Source organism: Streptomyces sp. NPDC030809 (genome assembly GCF_055572195.1).
The window spans coordinates 186,256-204,522 of sequence record NZ_JBVIDV010000013.1; the positions used below are offsets into that span (position 1 = coordinate 186,256).

The window sequence follows — 18,267 nt, forward strand, 5'->3', positions numbered from 1 at the left end:
CTCAGATGCGAGTGGACATCATCGGCGGCGGACCCGCGGGGCTCTTCCTCGCCCTCCTGCTGCGGCGCTCCGGCACCGCCGAGGACGTCAGAGTGTACGAGCGGCACTCCGCGGGGACCACGTACGGCTGGGGCGTGGTCTTCCCCGAGGGGGCCCTGGACGAGCTGTCGCGGGTGGCGCCCGACGTGTACGAGCGGATCGCGGCCGCGGGCACCACCTGGACCCACGTCGACGTCCGGCACAAGGACGCCCGGCGCCGGGTCAACGGCAACCGCTTCCACGGGATCGCCCGGCCCGCCCTGCTGGCGGTGCTCCAGGAGAGCGCGGCGCAGGCGGGCGTGGCCCTGCACTTCGAGCACGAGGTGGACGACCTGTCCGGGCACGCGGACGCCGACCTCGTGGTCGGCGCGGACGGGGTGAACTCCGCGGTGCGCGCGGCCGCGCCGGAGGTCTTCGGCCCGCAGGTGCAGGAGTCGGACTTCGTGTACGCGTGGTTCGGCGCGGACCGGGTCTTCGACGACTTCACGTACATCTTCCGGGACACCGAGTGGGGCATCTTCCGGGCCTACGTGTACCCGTCGGGGCAGCGGTGGAGCTCCCTGATCGTGCACGCCTCGCCCGAGACCTGGGAGAAGTCCGGCCTGGCGGCCATGGGCGAGGAGGAGTCGGCCCGGCTGTGCGGGCAGATCTTCGCCCAGGACCTCCAGGGGGCGCCCGTGCTGACGCAGGGCGCGCGGTGGACCCGCTTCCCGCACCTGCGCTGCGCGTCCTGGCACGACGGCCGCCGGACCGTGCTCGTCGGCGACGCCGCGCACACCGCGCACTGGTCGATCGGCTCGGGCACCCGGCTCGCGGTGGAGGACGCGATCGCGCTGGCCCGCGAACTGGCGGCCGCGCCGGGCGACGTGCCGGGGGCACTGGCCCGGTTCGAGGCGGTGCGCCGGCCCGAGGTGGAGAAGTACCAGGTGGTCGCGCGCCGTTCGGAGCGGTACTTCGAGCGGATGCCGCGCTACTTCGGCTTCGAGCCCATCCAGTTCGCGTACCAGCTGACCTCGCGGTCCTGGAAGATCACCCACTCGGACATCGCCCGCCGGGACCCGGAGTTCATCGAGCGCTTCGACGCGTGGTTCCACGGCCGGGCCACCGGCCGGCCGGCCGGGATCGCGCCCCCGCCGGCCTTCGCCCCGCTGCGGATCGGCGGGCTGGAGCTGGCGAACCGGGTGGTGACCGAGGACGGCGTGCCGGGTGCGGGACTGTCCCTGGTGCGCCCGCAGGAGCTGCCGCAGGTGCCGCCGGTCCCGGCCGGGGCGGCCGCGGCGGGCCTGCGGCTGCCGCTGCTGGAGGGGGAGGGGGCGTACACGGAGCCGGTCAAGCACGCGCTCGCGGCCGGCTACGAACTGGTGCTGCTGGAGGCCTCGGAGGCGGACCCGGAGTCCGCCGCGGTGCCGGCGGCAGTACGCGGTCTGCGGGCGCTGTGGCCCGCCGGCCTGCCGGTGGCCGTCGCGGTGGCGGCGCCGGAGGGGAACGAGGAGCCGGACGACGCGGCCGTGGCCGCACTCGTCGGGCATGCGCGGACGCTGGCGGCGGCGGGGGCGGACGCACTCCTCGTGCGCGGCTTCCCGGCGGCCGACGCGGTCCGCAACATCACCGGAATCACCGTCCTTGCCGACGGCGGCGCGCAGACCCGCGACGACGTCGACACCGCGGTCGCCTCCGGGTGGACGGACGCCTGCGTCCTGCGCCCGGCGGTCCGCGAAAAGGTGGAGGGGAACCATGGAGTACTGGAACAAGAAGACTGAGACGATGCCGCGCCCGGACCTGCTGGCCTGGCAGTGGCGCAAGCTGGAACGCGCGCTCGCGCACGCACGGGGGAACTCCAAGTTCTGGGCGGAACGGCTCCCCGGTGACATCACCTCGCTCGACGACTTCATGCAGCGGGTGCCGCTGCTGTACAAGTCCGACCTGACGGCGGCCCAGCAGGTCGCCCCGCCGTACGGCACCCTGCCGTCGACGGACCCGGTGCTGGCGATCCGCCACCACCAGACCAGCGGCACCAGCGGCGCCCCGCCGGTGCGGACCTTCGACACGGCCCGGGACTGGACCTGGGGCGCGGACATGTGGTGCACGGCGCTGTACGGCATCGGCGTGCGGCCCGAGCACCGGGCACTCCTGTCGTTCGGCTACGGCCTGTTCATCGGCTTCTGGGGGATGCACTACGGCCTGGAGCGGCTGGGCGCCACCGTCGTGCCCTCGGGGTCGATGGACTCGCAGAGCCGGGTGAAGCTGCTGGTGGAGCAGCAGATCGAGTTCCTGGCGTGCACGCCCACGTACGCGCTGCGGCTGATCGAGACCGCCCGCGACATGGGCATCGACCTGGCGAAGGAGGCGAACGTCAAGATCGTGGTGGGTGCCGCCGAGCCCCGCCCCGAGAAGACGGACGACGCGATCTCCCAGGCGTTCGGTGCACCCGTGCACAACGTGGCCGGCATGACGGAGCTGGGCACGCTCAACATCTTCGAGTGCACCCACCGCCGCGGCGCCAACCACATCATCGAGACCGGCGTCATCGAGGAGGTGCTGCACCCGCAGACCAAGGAGCCGGTGGGCTACGGCGAGCAGGGCGTCCGGGTCATGACGGGCCTGGGCCGCGAAGGCATCCAGATCTTCCGCTACTGGACCGACGACCTGGTGGTCAAGCGGCCCTGGCACGAGTGCGGCTGCGGCCGGACCTGGGACTTCTTCGACCGCGGGATCCTGGGCCGCACCGACGAGATGCGCAAGATCCGCGGCGTGTCCCTCACCCCCGTGATGGTGGAGGACGTCCTGCGCGGGTTCCCCGACGTGACCGAATTCCAGACAACCCTGCGCACGGAGCGAGGGCTGGACACGGTCGTCGTGCAGGTGGAGCCCCGCGACGTGCCCGGCCTGGACACCGAGGCGCTGCGGCACGGCATCACCAACGAGATGAAGCGCCAGATAGGCCTGCGCCCGGTGGTCGAGATCGTCGCCCCGGGCGGGCTGCCCCGATTCGAAGTGAAGGCGAAGAGGTTCCGCGATGAACGGTGAGGCCGAACTGACCCAGGCGCAGGAGCGGCAGCTGGGCGAGGCGTACGCCTCCCTGCTGGAGCTGGCCTCCTCCTGCGAGGTGCCCGGAGTGGTGGCCGGCGTGCGCGCCGCGCTCGCCGAGCTGCACGCGGCGCTGGAGGGCCAGGCCCTGGAGTTCGAGTTCTACTCGCAGGCCTGGCTGGAGCAGAAGCCCGCCGGAATCGGCGGCTGATTCCCGACTCCCGTGTGAAACAGCACGTTTAAAGCACGACAGAAGGTGCGTGGGGCCGCGGGGCGCGGCCAGCATGGCGAACAGAGCATCAGGTTGCTTGACTCGCAAGGGAGCGAACCGTGGCAACACGCACCATGGGAACGACGAGCACGGGGGCTGGCGCGAAGCGGCGGGTCCCCGCACTCGACGGTCTGCGCGGGCTGTGCGCACTGGCCGTCCTCATCTACCACGTCGCGTACAGCGCGGGCGTGGCCAACCACTTCGCCGACCCCCGGGACACGTTCTGGGGCTACGCGACCGAAGGGCTCGGGGTCTTCCTCCCGCCCTTCTTCGTCCTGTCGGGGCTCCTGCTGTACCTGCCGTTCGCGCGGCGGACCATAACCCCCGGCTCCCCCAAGCCCGCGGTCGTCCCCTTCGTCTGGCGCCGGGTGCTGCGCATCGTGCCCGGCTACTGGGTGCTGGTGTTCGTCGCGATCGTGACGCTGAACTGGAACAGCATCGACGGGGCGGGCTACTTCCTGCGCCCGCTGGCGATGATCCACTTCTTCGTGCGCACCGAGTGGGCCACCGGCCTGGAGCCCACCTGGACCGTGCCCACCGAGATGGCGTTCTACGTCCTGCTCCCGGCGGTCGCATGGGTGATCCACAAGTTCGCGCGCCGGGCCGCCACGCCCAAGCAGCGGGCCCGCCGCATGCTCGTCCCGCTCGCCGTCCTTGTGCTGATCGGCGCCGCCTGGACCGCGTACTGCTTCCTCCCCTCCAACATGGAGGACACCTGGTACTTCAACTTCTTCCCCTTCGGGTACATCGGCTTCTTCGCCGGCGGCATGTCGCTGGCGGTGCTGACCGCCTACTCCGAGGCGGCTCCGCGCCCGCCGGCCGTCTACCGCTGGGCGGCCAAGTGGCCGCTGGGCTTCTGGCTGCTGGCGCTGGTCGCCTACGTGCTCAACGTCCCGCAGCCCTTCGGGCACCCGGGCATGGGCGACAACGGCGCCCTGGTCCAGCAGATGGTCCTGCACGTCCTGTACTTCGCCTTCGCCATGTTCCTCGTGATCCCGGTCGCGGCCCCGGGGGCCGAGTCCAAGACCATGAACCTGGTGCTGGCCAACCGCCCGGCCGCGTACCTCGGCAAGATCTCGTACGGCGTCTACCTGTGGCACGTGTTCTTCATGCACGTGGCCATGCGCAACGGCACCATCTTCGGCAAGGACCCGGTGCCCTCGCCGCTGCTCCGCGGCCAGGTCGGCTTCTGGGAGATGCTCGCCATCACCCTCGTCGGCACCCTCGCCGCCGCCCTGATCAGCCACTACGCCGTCGAGCAGCCGCTCACGCGCAAGCTGAAGGGCATCTTCGACAAGCCCGCCGCCGACGGGGGCACCCCGCCCGGCCCGGGCGCGCCCGGCGCCAGGAAGGACAAGGACGCGCTGACCGCGGCCTGATGCCCTGCTGACGCCCGTACCACCGCGACACCCGCAGAGGGGCAGCGCCGCACCGCACGCGGCTCTGCCCCTCCTGCCGTGCCCCCGCTCCCCCGCTCCCCCCGTGTCCCCCGTATCCCCGTATCCCTTTCCCGTTTTCCCCGCACAGGAGGTCATGACGATGAGGACGCTCGTGAGGGCGGTGCTGCGCGGCTCGCTCAGCCAGGTCCGCCATGTCCGGGCCGTGGCCCCGGGCGCCGCCGAGGGCCTGGTGGCCGAGGTGTACGCCGAGGCCCAGAGCGAGTTCGGCGTGCTGGCCCCGCCGCTGGCCGTGCACTCCCCCTCTCCCGGGGTGCTCGCGGCCGGCTGGTCGATGCTGCGCGAGACGCTGCTGGTGGAGGGGCGGGTGGGGCGGGCCGAGAAGGAGGCCGTGGCCACCGCGGTCTCCGAGCTCAACGCCTGCCCGTACTGCATCGAGGTCCACCAGGCCAAGCTGGACACCCTCGGGGAGGTGCCGCCGCAGGCCGCCGCCCTCGCGGCCTGGCTGCGCTCGGGCAGCCCGGAGCGGCCCCCGTTCACCCCCGAACAGGCCCCGGAGGTCTGCGGGGTGGCCGTCACCTTCCACTACATCAACCGCATGGTCTCGCTGTTCCTCACCGACTCCCCGGTACCCGCGCAGGCCCCCGGCTTCGTGCGCGGCCCCGCGGTGCGCACGGTCGCCCGGCTGATGCGCCCGGTGACCCCCGGCCCGCTGGTGCCCGGCGCCTCGCTGGAGCGGCTGCCCGCCGGCCCGCTGCCCGCCGGGCTGGAGTGGGCCGCGGCCAGTCCGGCGGTGGCCGGGGCGCTGTCCGGCGCCGTCGCGGCGGTCGAGGAGGCCGCGGCCTGGATCCCCGCCGCCGTACGGCAGCGGCTGCGCACCCGGCTGGAGCGCTGGGACGGCAGCCCGGTCGGCCTGAGCCGCTTCTGGCTGGAGGAGGCGCTGACGGGGCTCACCGGTCCGGAGCGCGCCACGGCCCAGCTCGCGCTGCTGACCGCCTTCGCCCCGTACCAGGCGTCGGCGGGCGACGTGGCGGCGTTCCGGGCCGCGCACGGCGGCGACCGCCGGCTCGTGGAGCTGACCTCGTGGGCCGCGCTGACCACCGCCGTGCACCTCGGCGGCCGGCTGCTCCCGGCCGGGTCGGCCCCGGAGACGGCGCCGCAGGCGGCGCGCACGGCCTGAGCCGTCCGCCCCGAACAAACACGGATCCGCCCCGGCACCTGGGGATGCCGGGGCGGATCCGTGTTCCCGGGCCCGTACGGCCGCGGCTCCGGGCCGCAGCCGTACGGGCGGTACGGGTGTGCCGGTCAGGCCACCGAGCGGACGAACGCCCGGATGTCGCCGACCAGCAGGGCGGGCTGCTCCAGCGCGGCGAAGTGGCCGCCCTGCTCGAACTCGCTCCAGTGCGCCAGCGTGGGCAGCAGCGGCTCGGCCCAGCGGCGGATCGGCAGGGCCGCGTCCTCCGGGAAGACGGCCACCCCGACCGGGGCGGACAGCTGCCAGGGCCCGCCCCAGCACTTCACGAAGGCCTCGTCGCCGTGCGCGGACTCGTAGTAGAGCTGCGCGCTGGAGCCCGCCGTGTTGGTGAACCAGAAGATGGAGACCGCGGTCAGCAGGTCGTCGCGGCTGACGGCGTCCTCCGGCACCTCCTTGGAGGCCGTCCACTCCTTGAACTTCTCGGTGATCCAGGCGAGCTGGCCCACCGGGGAGTCGGCGAGGCCGAAGGAGAGGGTGTGCGGGCGGGTGGACTGGATGCGCTGCCAGCCCATGCCGTCCTGCTGGAAGCCGGCGGCGAAGCCGAGCCGGGCCTGGTCGCGCTCGTCGAGCTCGGCGAAGGCGGCCGGGTCGTTCGGCGGGAAGGTGACGAACATGTTGACGTGCACGCCCGCCACGTGCTCCGGGTCGGCCAGGCCCAGCTCCAGGGAGATGGCCATGCCCCAGTCGCCGCCCTGCACGAAGTAGCGGTCGTAGCCCAGGCGGGCCATCAGCTCGGCCCACGCGCGCGCCACCCGCTTGGTGTCCCAGCCGGTCGCGCGGGTGGGCCCGGAGAAGCCGTAGCCGGGGATGGAGGGGATGACCACGTGGAAGGCGTCGGCTGGGTCGCCGCCGTGCGCGGCCGGGTCGGTGAGCGGCCCGATCACGTCGAGGAACTCGGCGACCGTGCCCGGCCAGCCGTGCGTGATGATCAGCGGGCGGGCGTTCGGCTCGGCCGAGCGGACGTGCAGGAAGTGCACGTCGGTGCCGTCGATCTCGGTGATGAACTGCGGGTGCTCGTTGATCCGGGCCTCGACCGCCTTCCAGTCGAACTCGGTACGCCAGTACTCCGCGAGCTCCTTGAGGTAGTCCGCGGGGACGCCGCGGGTCCAGCCCGTGCCCGGCACCTCGCCCTCGGGCCAGCGGGTGGCCGCGATGCGCTGCTTCAGGTCGTCGATGTCGGCCTGGGGGATGTCGATGCGGAAGGGACGCATGTCCGTGGTGCCTTTCGTTCGTACGTGGACGCGCAGCCGCTACGCGGCGGGCGGGAGGTGACGTGCGGCGGCCGGCTCGGCGGCCGGCCGGGGGGCCGCGGCGGCGGACGGCGCGGAGGCCGGAGGCAGCGGCGGCCTGGTGCGTCCCAGCGAGCGCAGTACGCGCAGGACGTTCATCGGCTTCATCAGGGCCGGCGGCGGGTCGATCAGACCGGCCACCCGGATGAAGGCGTTGGTGAGCGCCGGGTCGTCGACGGCGGCGGCGTGCAGGCGGGCCACGTAGGCGTTGGCCATCTTGACCTTGAGGGTCCGCTTGCCGGCGACCTGCGGATAGCCGAGGTCGCCGCCGGCCGACACGTCCCAGGGGGCGGCGATCTGCTGGGCGACGTCCTTGAAGAAGGCCGCGGCCCGCGGCGGGGTGCCCTCCGCCAGGTGGCGGCGCAGGACCAGCGACTCCAGCGCGGAGACCGTCATGCCCTGGGCGTAGATCGGGTTGAAGCTGCACACGGCGTCGCCCATGACCAGGAAGTTCCCGGGGAAGCGGGTCAGGCGCTCGTAGTGGCGCCAGACGCTCGCCGGGTACTTGAAGGTGACCGGGTCGTTGAGGGGTTCGGCCCGGACGATCGCCTCGTAGATGTCCGGGACCGGGAGGGTGCGGGCGAACTCGGTGAAGGCCTCCGGGTCGGTCGGCGGGTGGTCGCCGAGGACGCCGGTGAGGGAGAGCTCGTACAGGACGCCCGACTCCGAGGGGTCGAGCGGCAGCCGGTAGAAGAAGCCGCCGCGCGGGTGGTCCGGGGTGGCCGCCGGTATGAGCGCCAGGTCGGTGCCGAGCGGGTCCTCGGCGAACCGGTAGCGGCGCGTGGTGTAGGCGAGGTCGATCTCGACGCGCTCCTCCTCGGGGCGCGCGTAGCCGAGCTCCTCCAGCCAGACCGGGGTCCGCGAGCCGCGCCCGGTGGTGTCCACCACCAGGTCCGCCTCGATGACCTCGGGCCCGGAGCCGGGGGTGCGGGCCTGGACCTGCACGCCGGTGACCCGGCCGCGGTCCGGGGTGGTCTCCAGGCCGAGGATGTCGTGCTCCTCGGTGAAGGACACGTTGGGCAGCGCCCGTACCCGGCTGCGCACCGTGTTCTCCAGCAGCGGCCGGTCGGCGGGCACGCACACCAGACCGGAGTGCCCGGGCGCCAGCCGCAGGCCGTTGAAGACCCAGCGGACGTCGGAGCTGAAGTCGCCCGTCACCACGCCGGCTGCGCGCAGCTCGTCGGTGAGGCCGGGGAAGTGCTGCTCCAGGATCTGGTGTCCGCGCGCCACCAGGCCGTGCGCGTGGCGGCCGTGCGGCACGCCCCGGCGGTAGCCGGTGACGCCCTCCAGCCGGTCGCGGTCGACGAGGACCACCTCGGTGAAACTCTCGGACAGGACTCGTGCTGCGAGGAGTCCCGCCATGCTGCCGCCGAGCACCACTGCCCGGCGGCCGGCCGTGTTGCCCACTGGCCACCTCTCCTTCGGTTCGGTCGTGGCCGGGTCAGGGAGCGTTGAGGGGGGTGTTCTGGTAGGCGGCGATCCGCCACTCGCCGTCCTGCTTGGTGAGGACCCAGACGGCGCGCACGGCCCGCTCGGCGGCGACCTCGGTCTCGCCCGGGGCGAGGATGCCGCCCTGGGTGATGACGACGACGTTGTCGGCGCTGAGGAACTTGACCGTGAGCGGGCTGCCGGTGACCTGGGTGCCCTTGAAGGGGCCCTGGTACGCCTGGGTCATGAAGCCGCGGATCTGGTCCCGCCCGGTGACGTAGATGCCGGGGAGGCACATGGTGGCGTCCTCGGTGAAGAGGCCGGCGAACGCGTCGGCGTCGTGCTCGGCCCAGGCGGCGACGATGTGCTGGGGTACGGCGGCGACGGCGGCGGCGTCCTCGGCGAGGGCGGTGGTCTGGGCGCTCATGGCGGATCTCTCTTTCGGTGTGGGCGTGGTGTCACGGGTGGGCGGGAAGGGCGCGGGCCGGACGGGCGGGCGGGCCGTCACGCGGGCAGTTCGACCGAGAGGGCGTGCCGGAAGACGTCCCGGGGGTCGTAGGCCTTCTTGACCTGCTGTAGCCGCGGGTAGTTGGCCTTGTAGTAGAGGGTCTGCCAGCCGGTGCCGGAGGTGTTCCAGGCCGGGTCGGCCAGGTCCACGTCGGGGTAGCTGATGTACGAGCCGTCGTCGGTGGGGCCGGGCACGGGGACGCCGCCGGTGTGCGCGTACACGTCGCGGTAGAGCTCCCGCACCCACGCGATGTGCAGCTCGTCCTGCGCGGGGTCGGTCCAGGCCCCGGCCGAGTACGAGGCCTTGAGGATGCAGTCGCGCTGGGCGACGGCCGTGGCGTCGGCGGGCACGGCGTTGACCTGTCCGCCGAAGCCGGTGAGGACCAGGCAGCCCATCGGGTTGTCGTAGTCCGGCTTGGACAGGCCCCGGTACAGGGCGGCGATCTGGTGGGCGGTGAAGCCCGTGCGCAGGTAGCCGGCCTTGTTCTTGTAGCGCCCCTGCGGGTCGCTGGGCCAGCTGTAGGAGGGCATCCAGCTCTCCATCCAGTCCACCGTGTCCCGGTTCACCGCCGCGGGCTCCACCCCGTCGGTGAGGGCCTCCAGGTGCGCGGTGAGCAGCTTGTCCGCGTCGGGGACGTCCGCGTCGATGACGGAGGTCATGAAGAAGGAGCCGGCGGAGCGGTGCAGGACGATGAGGTTGCTCCACAGGTGCGCGTACGGGGAACCGGGCGCGCTGTTCTCCTCGTACCAGGTGCCGTAGTTGCGCAGCAGCCGGCCGAAGGCGGCCTCGTCGAGCCCGTCCCAGGACCAGGTGAGGTCGGCGCGGTGCATGCGGGCGGGGGCCTTGGGCAGGGCGTCCTCGGCGCGGGCCGGGCGGGGGCCGGGGCGGCGCAGCCAGAACCGGGTGACGATGCCGAAGTTGCCGCCGCCCCCGCCGGTGTGCGCCCACCACAGGTCGTGGTGCGGGTCGTCCGGCTCCCTGGTGGCGACGACCGCCCGGGCGGTGCCGTCGGCGGCGACGGTGACGACCTCCACGGCGTACAGGTGGTCGACGACCAGGCCGTCGCGGCGGGAGAGGTGGCCGTAGCCGCCCCCGGTGATGTGGCCGCCGACCCCGACCTCGAAGCAGGTTCCGGCCGGGATGGTGACGCCCCAGCGGCGGTGGAGCTCCGGGTAGAGGTTCCCGAGCACCGCACCGCCGCCGACCTCGAAGGCCGCCATCTCCTCGTCGTAGGAGACCTCCTGCATGCGGGAGAGGTCGATCAGGACCTCGATCCCGTCGGAGGTGAAGGCCTCGAAGCAGTGGCCGCCGCTGCGGACCGCGATGCGGCGGCCCGCAGCGACGGCCTCGGCGACGGCTTCGACGACCTCTTCGGTGGCGGTGACGAGCCGGATGTACGCGGGGCTGCCGGTGAACCGGTGGTTGTAGCCCTCCAGGAGCCCCTGGTAGCGCTCGTCACCGGGCACGACGGCGTCCCCGTGGTTGGCTGCGGCCATGTGGTCGTTCCTCCTCGGCGTGTTGCCTAGAAGGTCACATTCGGCAACCGCCCTGCGCATCTTTCGATTTGCGGTCTTGGGCGGCGGCGGTACGCAACCTGATCCGCCGGGCCCCGGGCCGCCGCGCACCGCGCCGGCCGGACCGGAGCCGGGCCGGGGACGCGGCGGGGACCGGGGCGGGGGCCGGGGCGGGGACCGCGGCCGGGGCTGCGGCCGCAGGGGCCGCGGGGGTGGGGCCGGGCGAGGCCTTCAGCAGGTCCGCACGCCCGGCGTTGCCCCGGCCGAGGAACTCGTGCACCGCATCCGATCCGCAGGTGCCGGTGGCCCTCAACTCTGATGCCACCATGGTGAGTTCGGCCGCCACGCGGACCAGGCTGTCGGCGACGGCGGCCGCGTTCTGGCCCAGGATGTCCCCCCACAGACCGGGGTCGCCGCCCGCGATGCGGGTGGTGTCGCGTACCCCGGTGCCGGCCAGCGAGAGCGTCTCGTGCCCCAGGCCCGCCAGCTGGGCGGCGAGCGCGGAGGACAGCACGTGCGGGGCGTGGGAGAGGGTGGCGACCGCCCGGTCGTGGTCCGCGGGGCTCATGTCCCGCCGGATCCCGCCGCAGAGGCGTACGAGGGCGTCGACCGCGTCGAGGGCCGCCGGCTCGACCGTCGGGTACGGGCAGAGGATCCAGGGCCGGCCCTCGAAGAGGTCGGTGCGGGCGGCGGCCGGGCCGGAGAGCTCACGGCCCGCCATCGGGTGGCCGGGCACGTAGCCGCGTACGTCGCAGGCGCGCAGCCCGGCCTCGATCCAGATGTGCTCCTTGGCGCTGGCCACGTCCGTGTAGGCGTGGCCGAGGCCGCGGGCCTGCGCCTCGACCAGGGTCGCGACGACCGCGGAGGGCGGGGTGGCGACGACCACGAGGTCGGCGGGCGGCAGGGAGGGGGAGTTCGGAACGCCGGCGCCCATCGCGACGGCGGTGGCCAGGGACCGCGGGTCGCGGTCCTCCAGGGCCACGGCCACTCCGGCGCGGGTCAGGGCGAGGGCGACGGAGGTGCCGATCAGCCCGCATCCGATCACGGTCACGCGGTGCAGGACCGGTCCGTCGGTCTTCGGGCTCATCGTCGTCTCCTTGGTGGGCTGCGGGTGCGGGTGCGCAGGCGGATGGCGGGCCTGCGGTGCGGGCCGGGTCTCGGTGCGGGGGACCGGCCGGGGCCGGGGCGGCCGCTCACGCGTCGAGCTCCGCGAACTGGCCGGGGGTGCGGCCCTCGCCGGCCGGGCCGCGGTAGGCCTGGGCGATGCCGAGCCAGCGGCGGGCCTCCTCGCCGGTCGCGGACAGGGCCAGGTCGTCCAGGTGGCGGCGGCGGGTGACCAGCAGGCAGAAGTCGTGGGCGGAGCCGGTGACCCGGTCCTCGGCGTCCTCGGGGCCGATGGTCCACACCTCGCCGGAGGGTGCCGTGAGCTCGAACCGGAAGGGCGCGGCCGGCGGGGTCAGACCGTGCGAGTGGTAGCCGAAGTCACGCGTCAGGAAGGCGAAGTTGACGAGGTTGAGCAGCCGGTCCGTGGGCTCGCGGCGGACCTTCAGCGCGTCGGCGATGTCCTGGCCGTGGCCGAAGAGCTCCATGATCCCGGCGCAGGCGAGCACGACCGGCGGCAGCGGGTTGACCAGCCACGGGACGACCTGACCCTCTGGAATGGCGGCCAGCGCGGTCACGGAGGCCTCGCCCTCGGCCCGGAAGCGGGCCAGCAGCTCCTTCGGCGGGAAGCCGTTGAACTGCTTGAGGGCCGCATTGACCGCGCCGTCGAAGTCGTCGGCGGCCGAGGCGGTGATCTGCTTGAAGACCTCGGGGGCCGCGGCGGCCGTCTTGGCCAGGGTGAAGATGAAGGTCAGGTGGGCGATCTGGTCGGCGATGCTCCAGCCGGTGGCCGGGGTCGGGGTGTTCCAGGCCTCGTCGTCGAGTCCGGCCACCAGGTCGGCGACGGCGTCGATGTCGGCGGTGAGGTCCTTGAGGACGTCGTTGAGGCTCATGTCTGTCTCCTTGGGTTCGGTCGGGGGTTTCCGTGTCTGCGGGGCCGGGTCCGGGTCCGGATCCGGTGGGTTGTGTGATGCAACCCGGTGGGGTCGGTGCGGTGGGTCGTGCGTCGGGGCCGGTGCGGTGGGCCGGTGCGGTGGGCCGGTGCGGTGGGCCGGTGCGTTTCTTGATGCAACCCACCGGCCGGCGGAAGAGGGCGCACGGAGGCGCCGCGTCAGGGGTGCTGCGGGATCTTCGGGATCTGCGGTGGTGCGGTGGTGCGGTGCAGGAGGGCGCGAGGTGCGTTCCGCGGAGTGGTCACGCGGCGGGCGGTGCGCGGTGCGTACCCGGCAGAGCGCGGGGCACGTACGGGTGGGGCTGCGGGGTTCGCGGTCCGCTGCCGGGGCGGCGGAAGGGGTGCGGCGGGTGCCGCGGGAGGATCAGGCGGCGCGGCCGGCCAGGGAGAGCGCCCGGGGGCTCGTGTACGGCTCCAGCGCCTGGGCCAGCGCCTCGGGGATCAGGGAGGGGACGGTGGCGGTGTTGGGACCGCGCATGCAGGCGATCCGCTGCTTGCCGCGGGCGATCAGCGTCTCGCTGCCGTCCTGGCCGAGCTTGACGTAGTCGAAGGTGAACTCCAGCTGGGTCTGGCCCAGCTCGGTCAGCCGCATCCGGATCGACAGCTCGTCGAAGGCCGTGATCTCCGCGAAGAACTCGCAGTCGACCTTCAGGGTGAAGAGCTTGAGGTCGTCCTGGACGTCGGCGAGGACGGCGGGCGCCTTCTGCTTGAGGAACAGCTCCCGGCAGCGGCCCTGCCAGCGGAGGTAGTTCACGTAGTACACGTTGCCGACGAGGTTGGTCTCCTCGAAGCCGACGGTGTGGGTGTACTCGAAGTAGTCGACGGTGGTCGCAGTCATGTTCGTCCTTCGCAGAGTCAGAGGTGGCGTGCCGGGGTCTTTGGGTGCGTCATGGCGGTTCCGGGGTGATGCGGTGGTGCTCGGAAAGGGGTGTTCGAGGCGGTTGCTTGAAACAACCCACTCGGGAGGCACGTCCGCCCGAAGCGATTCCTCGCTGTCGGACGGCGGTGTGCCGGGGGTGTCCGGATGCGCGCAGGTCAGCTGCGCGTCAGGGTGGGCAGCAGCGGCAGGACGTTCTTGCGCCCGCTGCGGGAGCCGTCGGGGGCCGGTGCCCCGTAGCTGACGGAGATGCCCTTGCTCTGGGCGGCCTGCACGATGGCCGGAACGGAGCGCTCGGCGAGTGCGGCGATGGTCATGGCCGGATTGACGGTGAGGGCTCCGGGGACGGCCGAGCCGTCGGTGACGAAGATCCCGGGGTGCCCGCGCAGTTCACTGCGGTCGTCGAGGGCGGACGTGTGCGGGTCGTCTCCCATCCGGCAGGAGGAGAGCGGGTGCACGGTGTAGGCGCCCACCAGGTCGTTGGTCCACGGCATGACCTTGGCCAGGCCGTCCTTCTCCAGGATCTCCTTCACTTCGGCGTCGGATTTGGCCCATGCGCCCAGGGTGTTCGGAGTGGGGTCGTACCTGAGGTTGCCGCGGCCCAGCATCTGCTGGGAGATCCGGTGGGCGTTCCCGGTCGCCGGCGGCGGTCCGAAGACTCCTTCGTTGTCGTCCTCGATCATCGAGAAGATGGTCAGCCACGAGGTCCAGCGCTTGAGGATCTCCTTCTTGTCCTTGCCGAACCAGGTCGGTCCGAGCGCGTCGGGGGCCTGGGCGAGGATCGTCCCGAGGCCGGGCGGGAAGTACAGCTGCTCCAGCGAGTAGCGGGAGTATTCGGGCAGGGAGCCGTCGAGCCGGTCCCAGCTGGCCACGGTCGGGCCCTTGCCGATCTGGTTGGCCATGTAGGCGATGCCGTCGCCGCGGTCGAGGCCGAAGAGCTCGGCGGCCTTGTCCTCGTCGATGATGGCCGTGTTGAGCCGTTCCCCGTTGCCGGAGAAGTACCGGCCGACGGCCCTCGGCATGGTGCCGAGGTGGGCCTCGCTGCGCTGGAGGATCACCGGCGTGGCGCCGGCTCCGGCGGCGATGACCACGATCTTCGCCTCGATGACCCCGCTGCCGTTCTGCAGGCGGTAGTCCTCGTCGTGGACGATGTTGTAGTGGATCCGGTAGTCGCCGTCCGAGGTCCGGGAGATGTGCTGCACCTCGTGCAGCGGGCGTATCTCGGCCCCGTGGGCGAGTGCGGCGGGCAGGTAGTTGACCAGCAGGGACTGCTTGGCCTCGAAGCGGCAGCCGGCCATCATCCAGTTGCAGTTGGTGCACTTGGTGTTGTCGATGGCGACCGCGAGCGGGTTGGCGGTGCGGCCGGCGTGGTTGCAGGCCGCGGCCCACAGGCCGCCCGCGTAGCTGACGTCGTTCCAGGTCTGCTGGGTGACGGAGAGGGACTCCTCCACCCGGTCGTACCAGGGGTCGAGGGTGTCGCGGCTGACGGCTCCCGGCCACATGCGGCGGCCGATGGATCCGTGCCGGTCGAAGACGAACCGGGGGGCCCGGGGCATCGCCGCGAAGTAGACGACGCTGCCGCCGCCGACGCAGTTGCCGCCGAGGATGCTCATCCCGTCGCCGACGACGAAGTCGAAGGCCCGGGTGTAGGAGGAGCCGAGCTTGTAGTCGTGCTCGAAGTCGTCGCTTTTCAGCCAGGGCCCGCGCTCCAGGACGGTGACCTTCGCACCGCCCGCGGCGAGGTGGTAGGCGGCGATGGCGCCGCCGAAACCGCTGCCGATGACCAGGACCTCGGTACGTTCCACGGTGCTGCTCATGCGGGGCTCCCAGTGGCCGTCGTGTCCGGGTGGAGTCGGGCGAGTTCGCGGCCGTAGCCGAAGTTCTTGAAGCGCCAGAGGCCGTCCGCATCGGGGTGCGAGATGCCCATGGCCGCCAGGCCGGGGTGGCCGTCGGCCAGGGCCTCGGCCGTGTGCAGGTGGGCGGCGGAGTCGAAGGCCATGTTGCAGAAGAGCGAGAGCATCACCCAGAACTCCTTTTCCGGGTGTCCGGGGGTGGTCAGCCGCTGCACCACGGCGACCCGGTGGTCGTAGTCGAGGGCGACGAAGGGGGGTACGTCCTCGTCGAGGGTCAGGCCCTGCTCCGCGGCGTACGTGCGGGCGTGCTCGTCCGCGAGGTTCGCCAGGTCGTCCAGGCCGTCGTGGATGCCGGTGGCATCCCACTTCAGGAGGTCCAGCGCGCCGGCCTCGACCGCGCCGCCGCCGGTGGCGACACCGGCTATCGCGCGGTCTCCGGGCCAGCGCTTCTGCCCCGGGACGATGGTGTCGGCCCAAGCCTCCAGCGTCATCGTCCGGTGTTCGCCGTCGGGCGCCACTCGCGTGTTCTGCTCGCTCACTTCGCTCTCCTTCCGGTTTGCTCTGAGTGGTTGCCTTGCGGCGTGAGAGAAAACTAGAAGCGGCCCCCCAGTTCAAGCAACAAGCCAAAGTCGCAGCGAGAGTGAACCCGATTCTCCAGAGTTGGCGCGACGCGGCCCGGGAAATCGGCCCCCCGCCCGACCCGTCACTAGGCTCTGAGCCCGGATGCATTCCTCACCAGCACGTGACATTCCTTCTGCGGGACAAGACGTCATGCGGAAGCGCGCCTTGGTCTCTTGGTTGGGGGCAACGTGAAAAGTGCAGACGAAGCCCAGCCGCCGCCGGATCCCACGCACCGGGTACGCATCGTCGAACTCCTCCCGGCGGATTCGCCCCGGCTCGGCGGCATCGACAAGTCGCACGTCCGCCGGCTCGCCTCGGTCTACGGCTCGCTGCCGCCGGTGCTGGTCCACCGGCCGACGATGCGGGTCGTGGACGGTATGCACCGCATCCGTGCGGCCGCCCTGAAGGGCATGGACACCGTCGAGGTGCGGTTCTTCGACGGCGCCGAGGACCAGGTGTTCCTGCGGTCGGTGGCCGCGAACATCTCGCACGGCCTGCCGCTGTCGGTGGCCGAGCGCAAGACGGCCGCCGCCCGGATCCTCGCCTCGCACCCGAGCCTGTCCGACCGCGCCGTCGCCGCGCACGTCGGGCTCGACGCCAAGACGGTCGCCGGCGTACGGGTGTGTTCAGCCGCGGGATCTCCACCCCTGAACATGCGTACGGGTGCGGACGGCCGCGCGCACCCGCTGGACCGGACCGCCGAGCGCATGCACGCGGCGGAGCTGCTCGCGCGCGACCCGGGCCTGCCGCTGCGCACCGTCGTGGAGAAGACCGGGCTCTCCCTGGGCACGGCCCACGACGTGCGCCAGCGCCTGCTGCGCGGCGAGGACCCGGTGCCCCAGAGCCGGCAGGCGTCGAGCGCGGCGCAGGCCGCCAAGCGGGAAGCGGCCCGGCCGGGGTCCGGCGGGGCGCCCGGCGGCGGCCCCGCGGCCCCCGCCTACCGGGTGGCCGCGCAGCCGCGCAGCGCGGCCGCGGGGGGCGCTCCGGGGCTCTCACCGCGCTCGCGGCCGCCGCTGGACACCCTGTCCCGGCTGGCGGGGGATCCCTCCCTGCGGGGTTCGGACGCGGGCCGGGAGTTCATCCGCTGGCTCCACACGCACTTCATGGTCGACGAGGCCTGGCGCAAGCGCGTGGACGCCGTCCCCCCGCACGCCACGGACGCCATCGCGGACCTCGCGCGGCACTGCTCGGACGTGTGGCGGCGGTTCGCGGAGGAGCTGGCGGTGCGCCGGCACACCGGTCCGGCACGCCCGTCCGCAGACATGCACACGACTCAGCCAACTCGGCGTTGACGCCCCGGAAGGACAGGGAGATACGGTGACCACCACGACCATCGAGCACGCCGTCCGCCGAGTGATCAACTACATGCACGTCAATCTCGGACAGGATCTGACGATCGACGACATGGCCCGCACGGCGATGTTCAGCAAGTTCCACTTCACCCGGATTTTCCGGGACGTCACCGGCACCTCGCCCGGCCGTTTCCTTTCCGCCCTGCGGATTCAGGAGGCCAAGCGGCTGCTCGTGCTGACCGATTTCAGTGTGGCCGATATCAGCAGCCAGGTCGGATACAGCAGCGTCGGCACCTTCAGCTCGCGATTCAAGGCGTGCGTCGGGCTTTCCCCGAGCGCCTACCGCGAGCGCGGCGGAATGCAGCCGAAGTTCCCGCCGGCAACCGTGGTGAAGGGCACCTCCGTGGCCGCGAGCCTGTCGCTGCGCGGCCGCGTGGTCCTGCCGCCCGGCATGGAGGCGGCCCCCGTGTTCGTGGGCCTGTTCCCCGGCCGGGTCCGCCAGGGCCGGCCCGTGCGCTGGACCGTGCTGGACGGCCCGGGCGCCTTCGAGCTCAGGGACGTGCCGACGGGCACCTGGCACATCCTGGTCCACACGACCCCGCTGGGGCACGAGCGGACGCACGCGGACGGCGAGGACCCGGTCGCGCTGTCCGTCGGCCACCACGGGCCCGTCACGGTGCGCCCCGGGGCGCTGCTGCGGCCCGCCGAGATCGTGCTGCGGCCGCTGGACGTCCTGGATCCCCCGGTGCTCCTGGCCCGCTTCGGCACCGGCCAGTAGCCGGCCCTCCCCGGGCACGGCAAAGGGGCCGTACGCGGAACTCCTCCGCGTACGGCCCCTTTTCC

General features: G+C 72.7%; 16 protein-coding genes. 7 read left to right on the forward strand and 9 right to left on the reverse strand.

The features are described 5' to 3' along the window. Positions 1 to 5 precede the first annotated feature (5 nt). The 5 genes from ACZ407_RS19125 to ACZ407_RS19145 all read left to right on the forward strand — a co-directional run bounded on the left by ACZ407_RS19125 (position 6) and on the right by ACZ407_RS19145 (position 5,914). Positions 6 to 1,799 carry an FAD-dependent monooxygenase gene (locus ACZ407_RS19125; RefSeq protein WP_468129679.1) on the forward strand — a complete coding sequence of 598 codons (1,794 nt, stop codon included), beginning with the start codon at positions 6 to 8 and terminating at the stop codon, positions 1,797 to 1,799. Further along, on the forward strand, positions 1,774 to 3,066 hold the full coding sequence (locus tag ACZ407_RS19130) for a phenylacetate--CoA ligase family protein (RefSeq protein WP_468129615.1): 1,293 nt from the start codon (positions 1,774 to 1,776) through the stop codon (positions 3,064 to 3,066). The genes ACZ407_RS19125 and ACZ407_RS19130 overlap by 26 nt, the downstream gene beginning before the upstream one ends. Then, positions 3,056 to 3,277, forward strand: a complete 222-nt coding sequence (locus ACZ407_RS19135) for a DUF6052 family protein (protein ID WP_468129617.1) — start codon at positions 3,056 to 3,058, stop codon at positions 3,275 to 3,277. The genes ACZ407_RS19130 and ACZ407_RS19135 overlap by 11 nt, the downstream gene beginning before the upstream one ends. Before the next feature lie 119 nt (positions 3,278 to 3,396). Next, positions 3,397 to 4,716 (forward strand): acyltransferase family protein, encoded by a 1,320-nt coding sequence (locus ACZ407_RS19140; RefSeq protein WP_468129619.1) that lies wholly within the window; start codon positions 3,397 to 3,399, stop codon positions 4,714 to 4,716. Between the two features lie 160 nt (positions 4,717 to 4,876). Then, the gene (locus tag ACZ407_RS19145; protein ID WP_468129621.1) at positions 4,877 to 5,914 is read left to right on the forward strand and encodes a carboxymuconolactone decarboxylase family protein; all 1,038 of its coding nucleotides are present in this window, start codon (positions 4,877 to 4,879) and stop codon (positions 5,912 to 5,914) included. A gap of 125 nt (positions 5,915 to 6,039) precedes the next feature. Here the strand turns inward: ACZ407_RS19145 and ACZ407_RS19150 are convergent, their stop codons facing one another. From ACZ407_RS19150 to ACZ407_RS19190, 9 genes are all read right to left on the reverse strand, one after another. Further along, on the reverse strand, positions 6,040 to 7,200 hold the full coding sequence (locus ACZ407_RS19150; RefSeq protein ID WP_468129623.1) for an epoxide hydrolase family protein: 1,161 nt from the start codon (positions 7,198 to 7,200) through the stop codon (positions 6,040 to 6,042). Between the two features lie 39 nt (positions 7,201 to 7,239). Further along, positions 7,240 to 8,685, reverse strand: a complete 1,446-nt coding sequence (locus tag ACZ407_RS19155) for an FAD-dependent oxidoreductase (protein WP_468129625.1) — start codon at positions 8,683 to 8,685, stop codon at positions 7,240 to 7,242. 34 nt (positions 8,686 to 8,719) lie between these two features. After that, positions 8,720 to 9,133: an SgcJ/EcaC family oxidoreductase gene (locus tag ACZ407_RS19160; protein ID WP_468129627.1), complete on the reverse strand. Its 414-nt coding sequence runs from the start codon at positions 9,131 to 9,133 to the stop codon at positions 8,720 to 8,722. 77 nt (positions 9,134 to 9,210) lie between these two features. Beyond that, a complete protein-coding gene (locus ACZ407_RS19165) occupies positions 9,211 to 10,710 on the reverse strand; it encodes an FAD-binding oxidoreductase (RefSeq protein ID WP_468129629.1) in 1,500 nt (499 codons plus the stop codon). A 34-nt stretch (positions 10,711 to 10,744) separates the two neighbouring features. Next, complete coding sequence (locus tag ACZ407_RS19170) at positions 10,745 to 11,815, reverse strand: prephenate dehydrogenase (RefSeq protein ID WP_468129631.1); 1,071 nt, start codon at positions 11,813 to 11,815, stop codon at positions 10,745 to 10,747. A gap of 106 nt (positions 11,816 to 11,921) precedes the next feature. Next, positions 11,922 to 12,722 (reverse strand): TIGR03084 family metal-binding protein, encoded by an 801-nt coding sequence (locus ACZ407_RS19175; RefSeq protein WP_468129633.1) that lies wholly within the window; start codon positions 12,720 to 12,722, stop codon positions 11,922 to 11,924. Positions 12,723 to 13,145: 423 nt separating this feature from the next. Next, complete coding sequence (locus ACZ407_RS19180) at positions 13,146 to 13,619, reverse strand: acyl-CoA thioesterase (RefSeq protein ID WP_468129635.1); 474 nt, start codon at positions 13,617 to 13,619, stop codon at positions 13,146 to 13,148. 197 nt (positions 13,620 to 13,816) lie between these two features. Beyond that, positions 13,817 to 15,475: an FAD-dependent oxidoreductase gene (locus ACZ407_RS19185; protein ID WP_468129637.1), complete on the reverse strand. Its 1,659-nt coding sequence runs from the start codon at positions 15,473 to 15,475 to the stop codon at positions 13,817 to 13,819. Then, positions 15,472 to 16,002: a DUF5987 family protein gene (locus ACZ407_RS19190; RefSeq protein ID WP_468129681.1), complete on the reverse strand. Its 531-nt coding sequence runs from the start codon at positions 16,000 to 16,002 to the stop codon at positions 15,472 to 15,474. The genes ACZ407_RS19185 and ACZ407_RS19190 overlap by 4 nt, the downstream gene beginning before the upstream one ends. A 318-nt stretch (positions 16,003 to 16,320) precedes the next feature. Between ACZ407_RS19190 and ACZ407_RS19195 the strand changes: the two genes are divergently transcribed. Both ACZ407_RS19195 and ACZ407_RS19200 read left to right on the forward strand, forming a co-directional pair. Further along, positions 16,321 to 17,424 carry a ParB/RepB/Spo0J family partition protein gene (locus tag ACZ407_RS19195; RefSeq protein WP_468129639.1) on the forward strand — a complete coding sequence of 368 codons (1,104 nt, stop codon included), beginning with the start codon at positions 16,321 to 16,323 and terminating at the stop codon, positions 17,422 to 17,424. A gap of 25 nt (positions 17,425 to 17,449) precedes the next feature. Then, positions 17,450 to 18,202, forward strand: a complete 753-nt coding sequence (locus tag ACZ407_RS19200) for a helix-turn-helix domain-containing protein (RefSeq protein WP_468129641.1) — start codon at positions 17,450 to 17,452, stop codon at positions 18,200 to 18,202. Positions 18,203 to 18,267 lie beyond the last annotated feature (65 nt).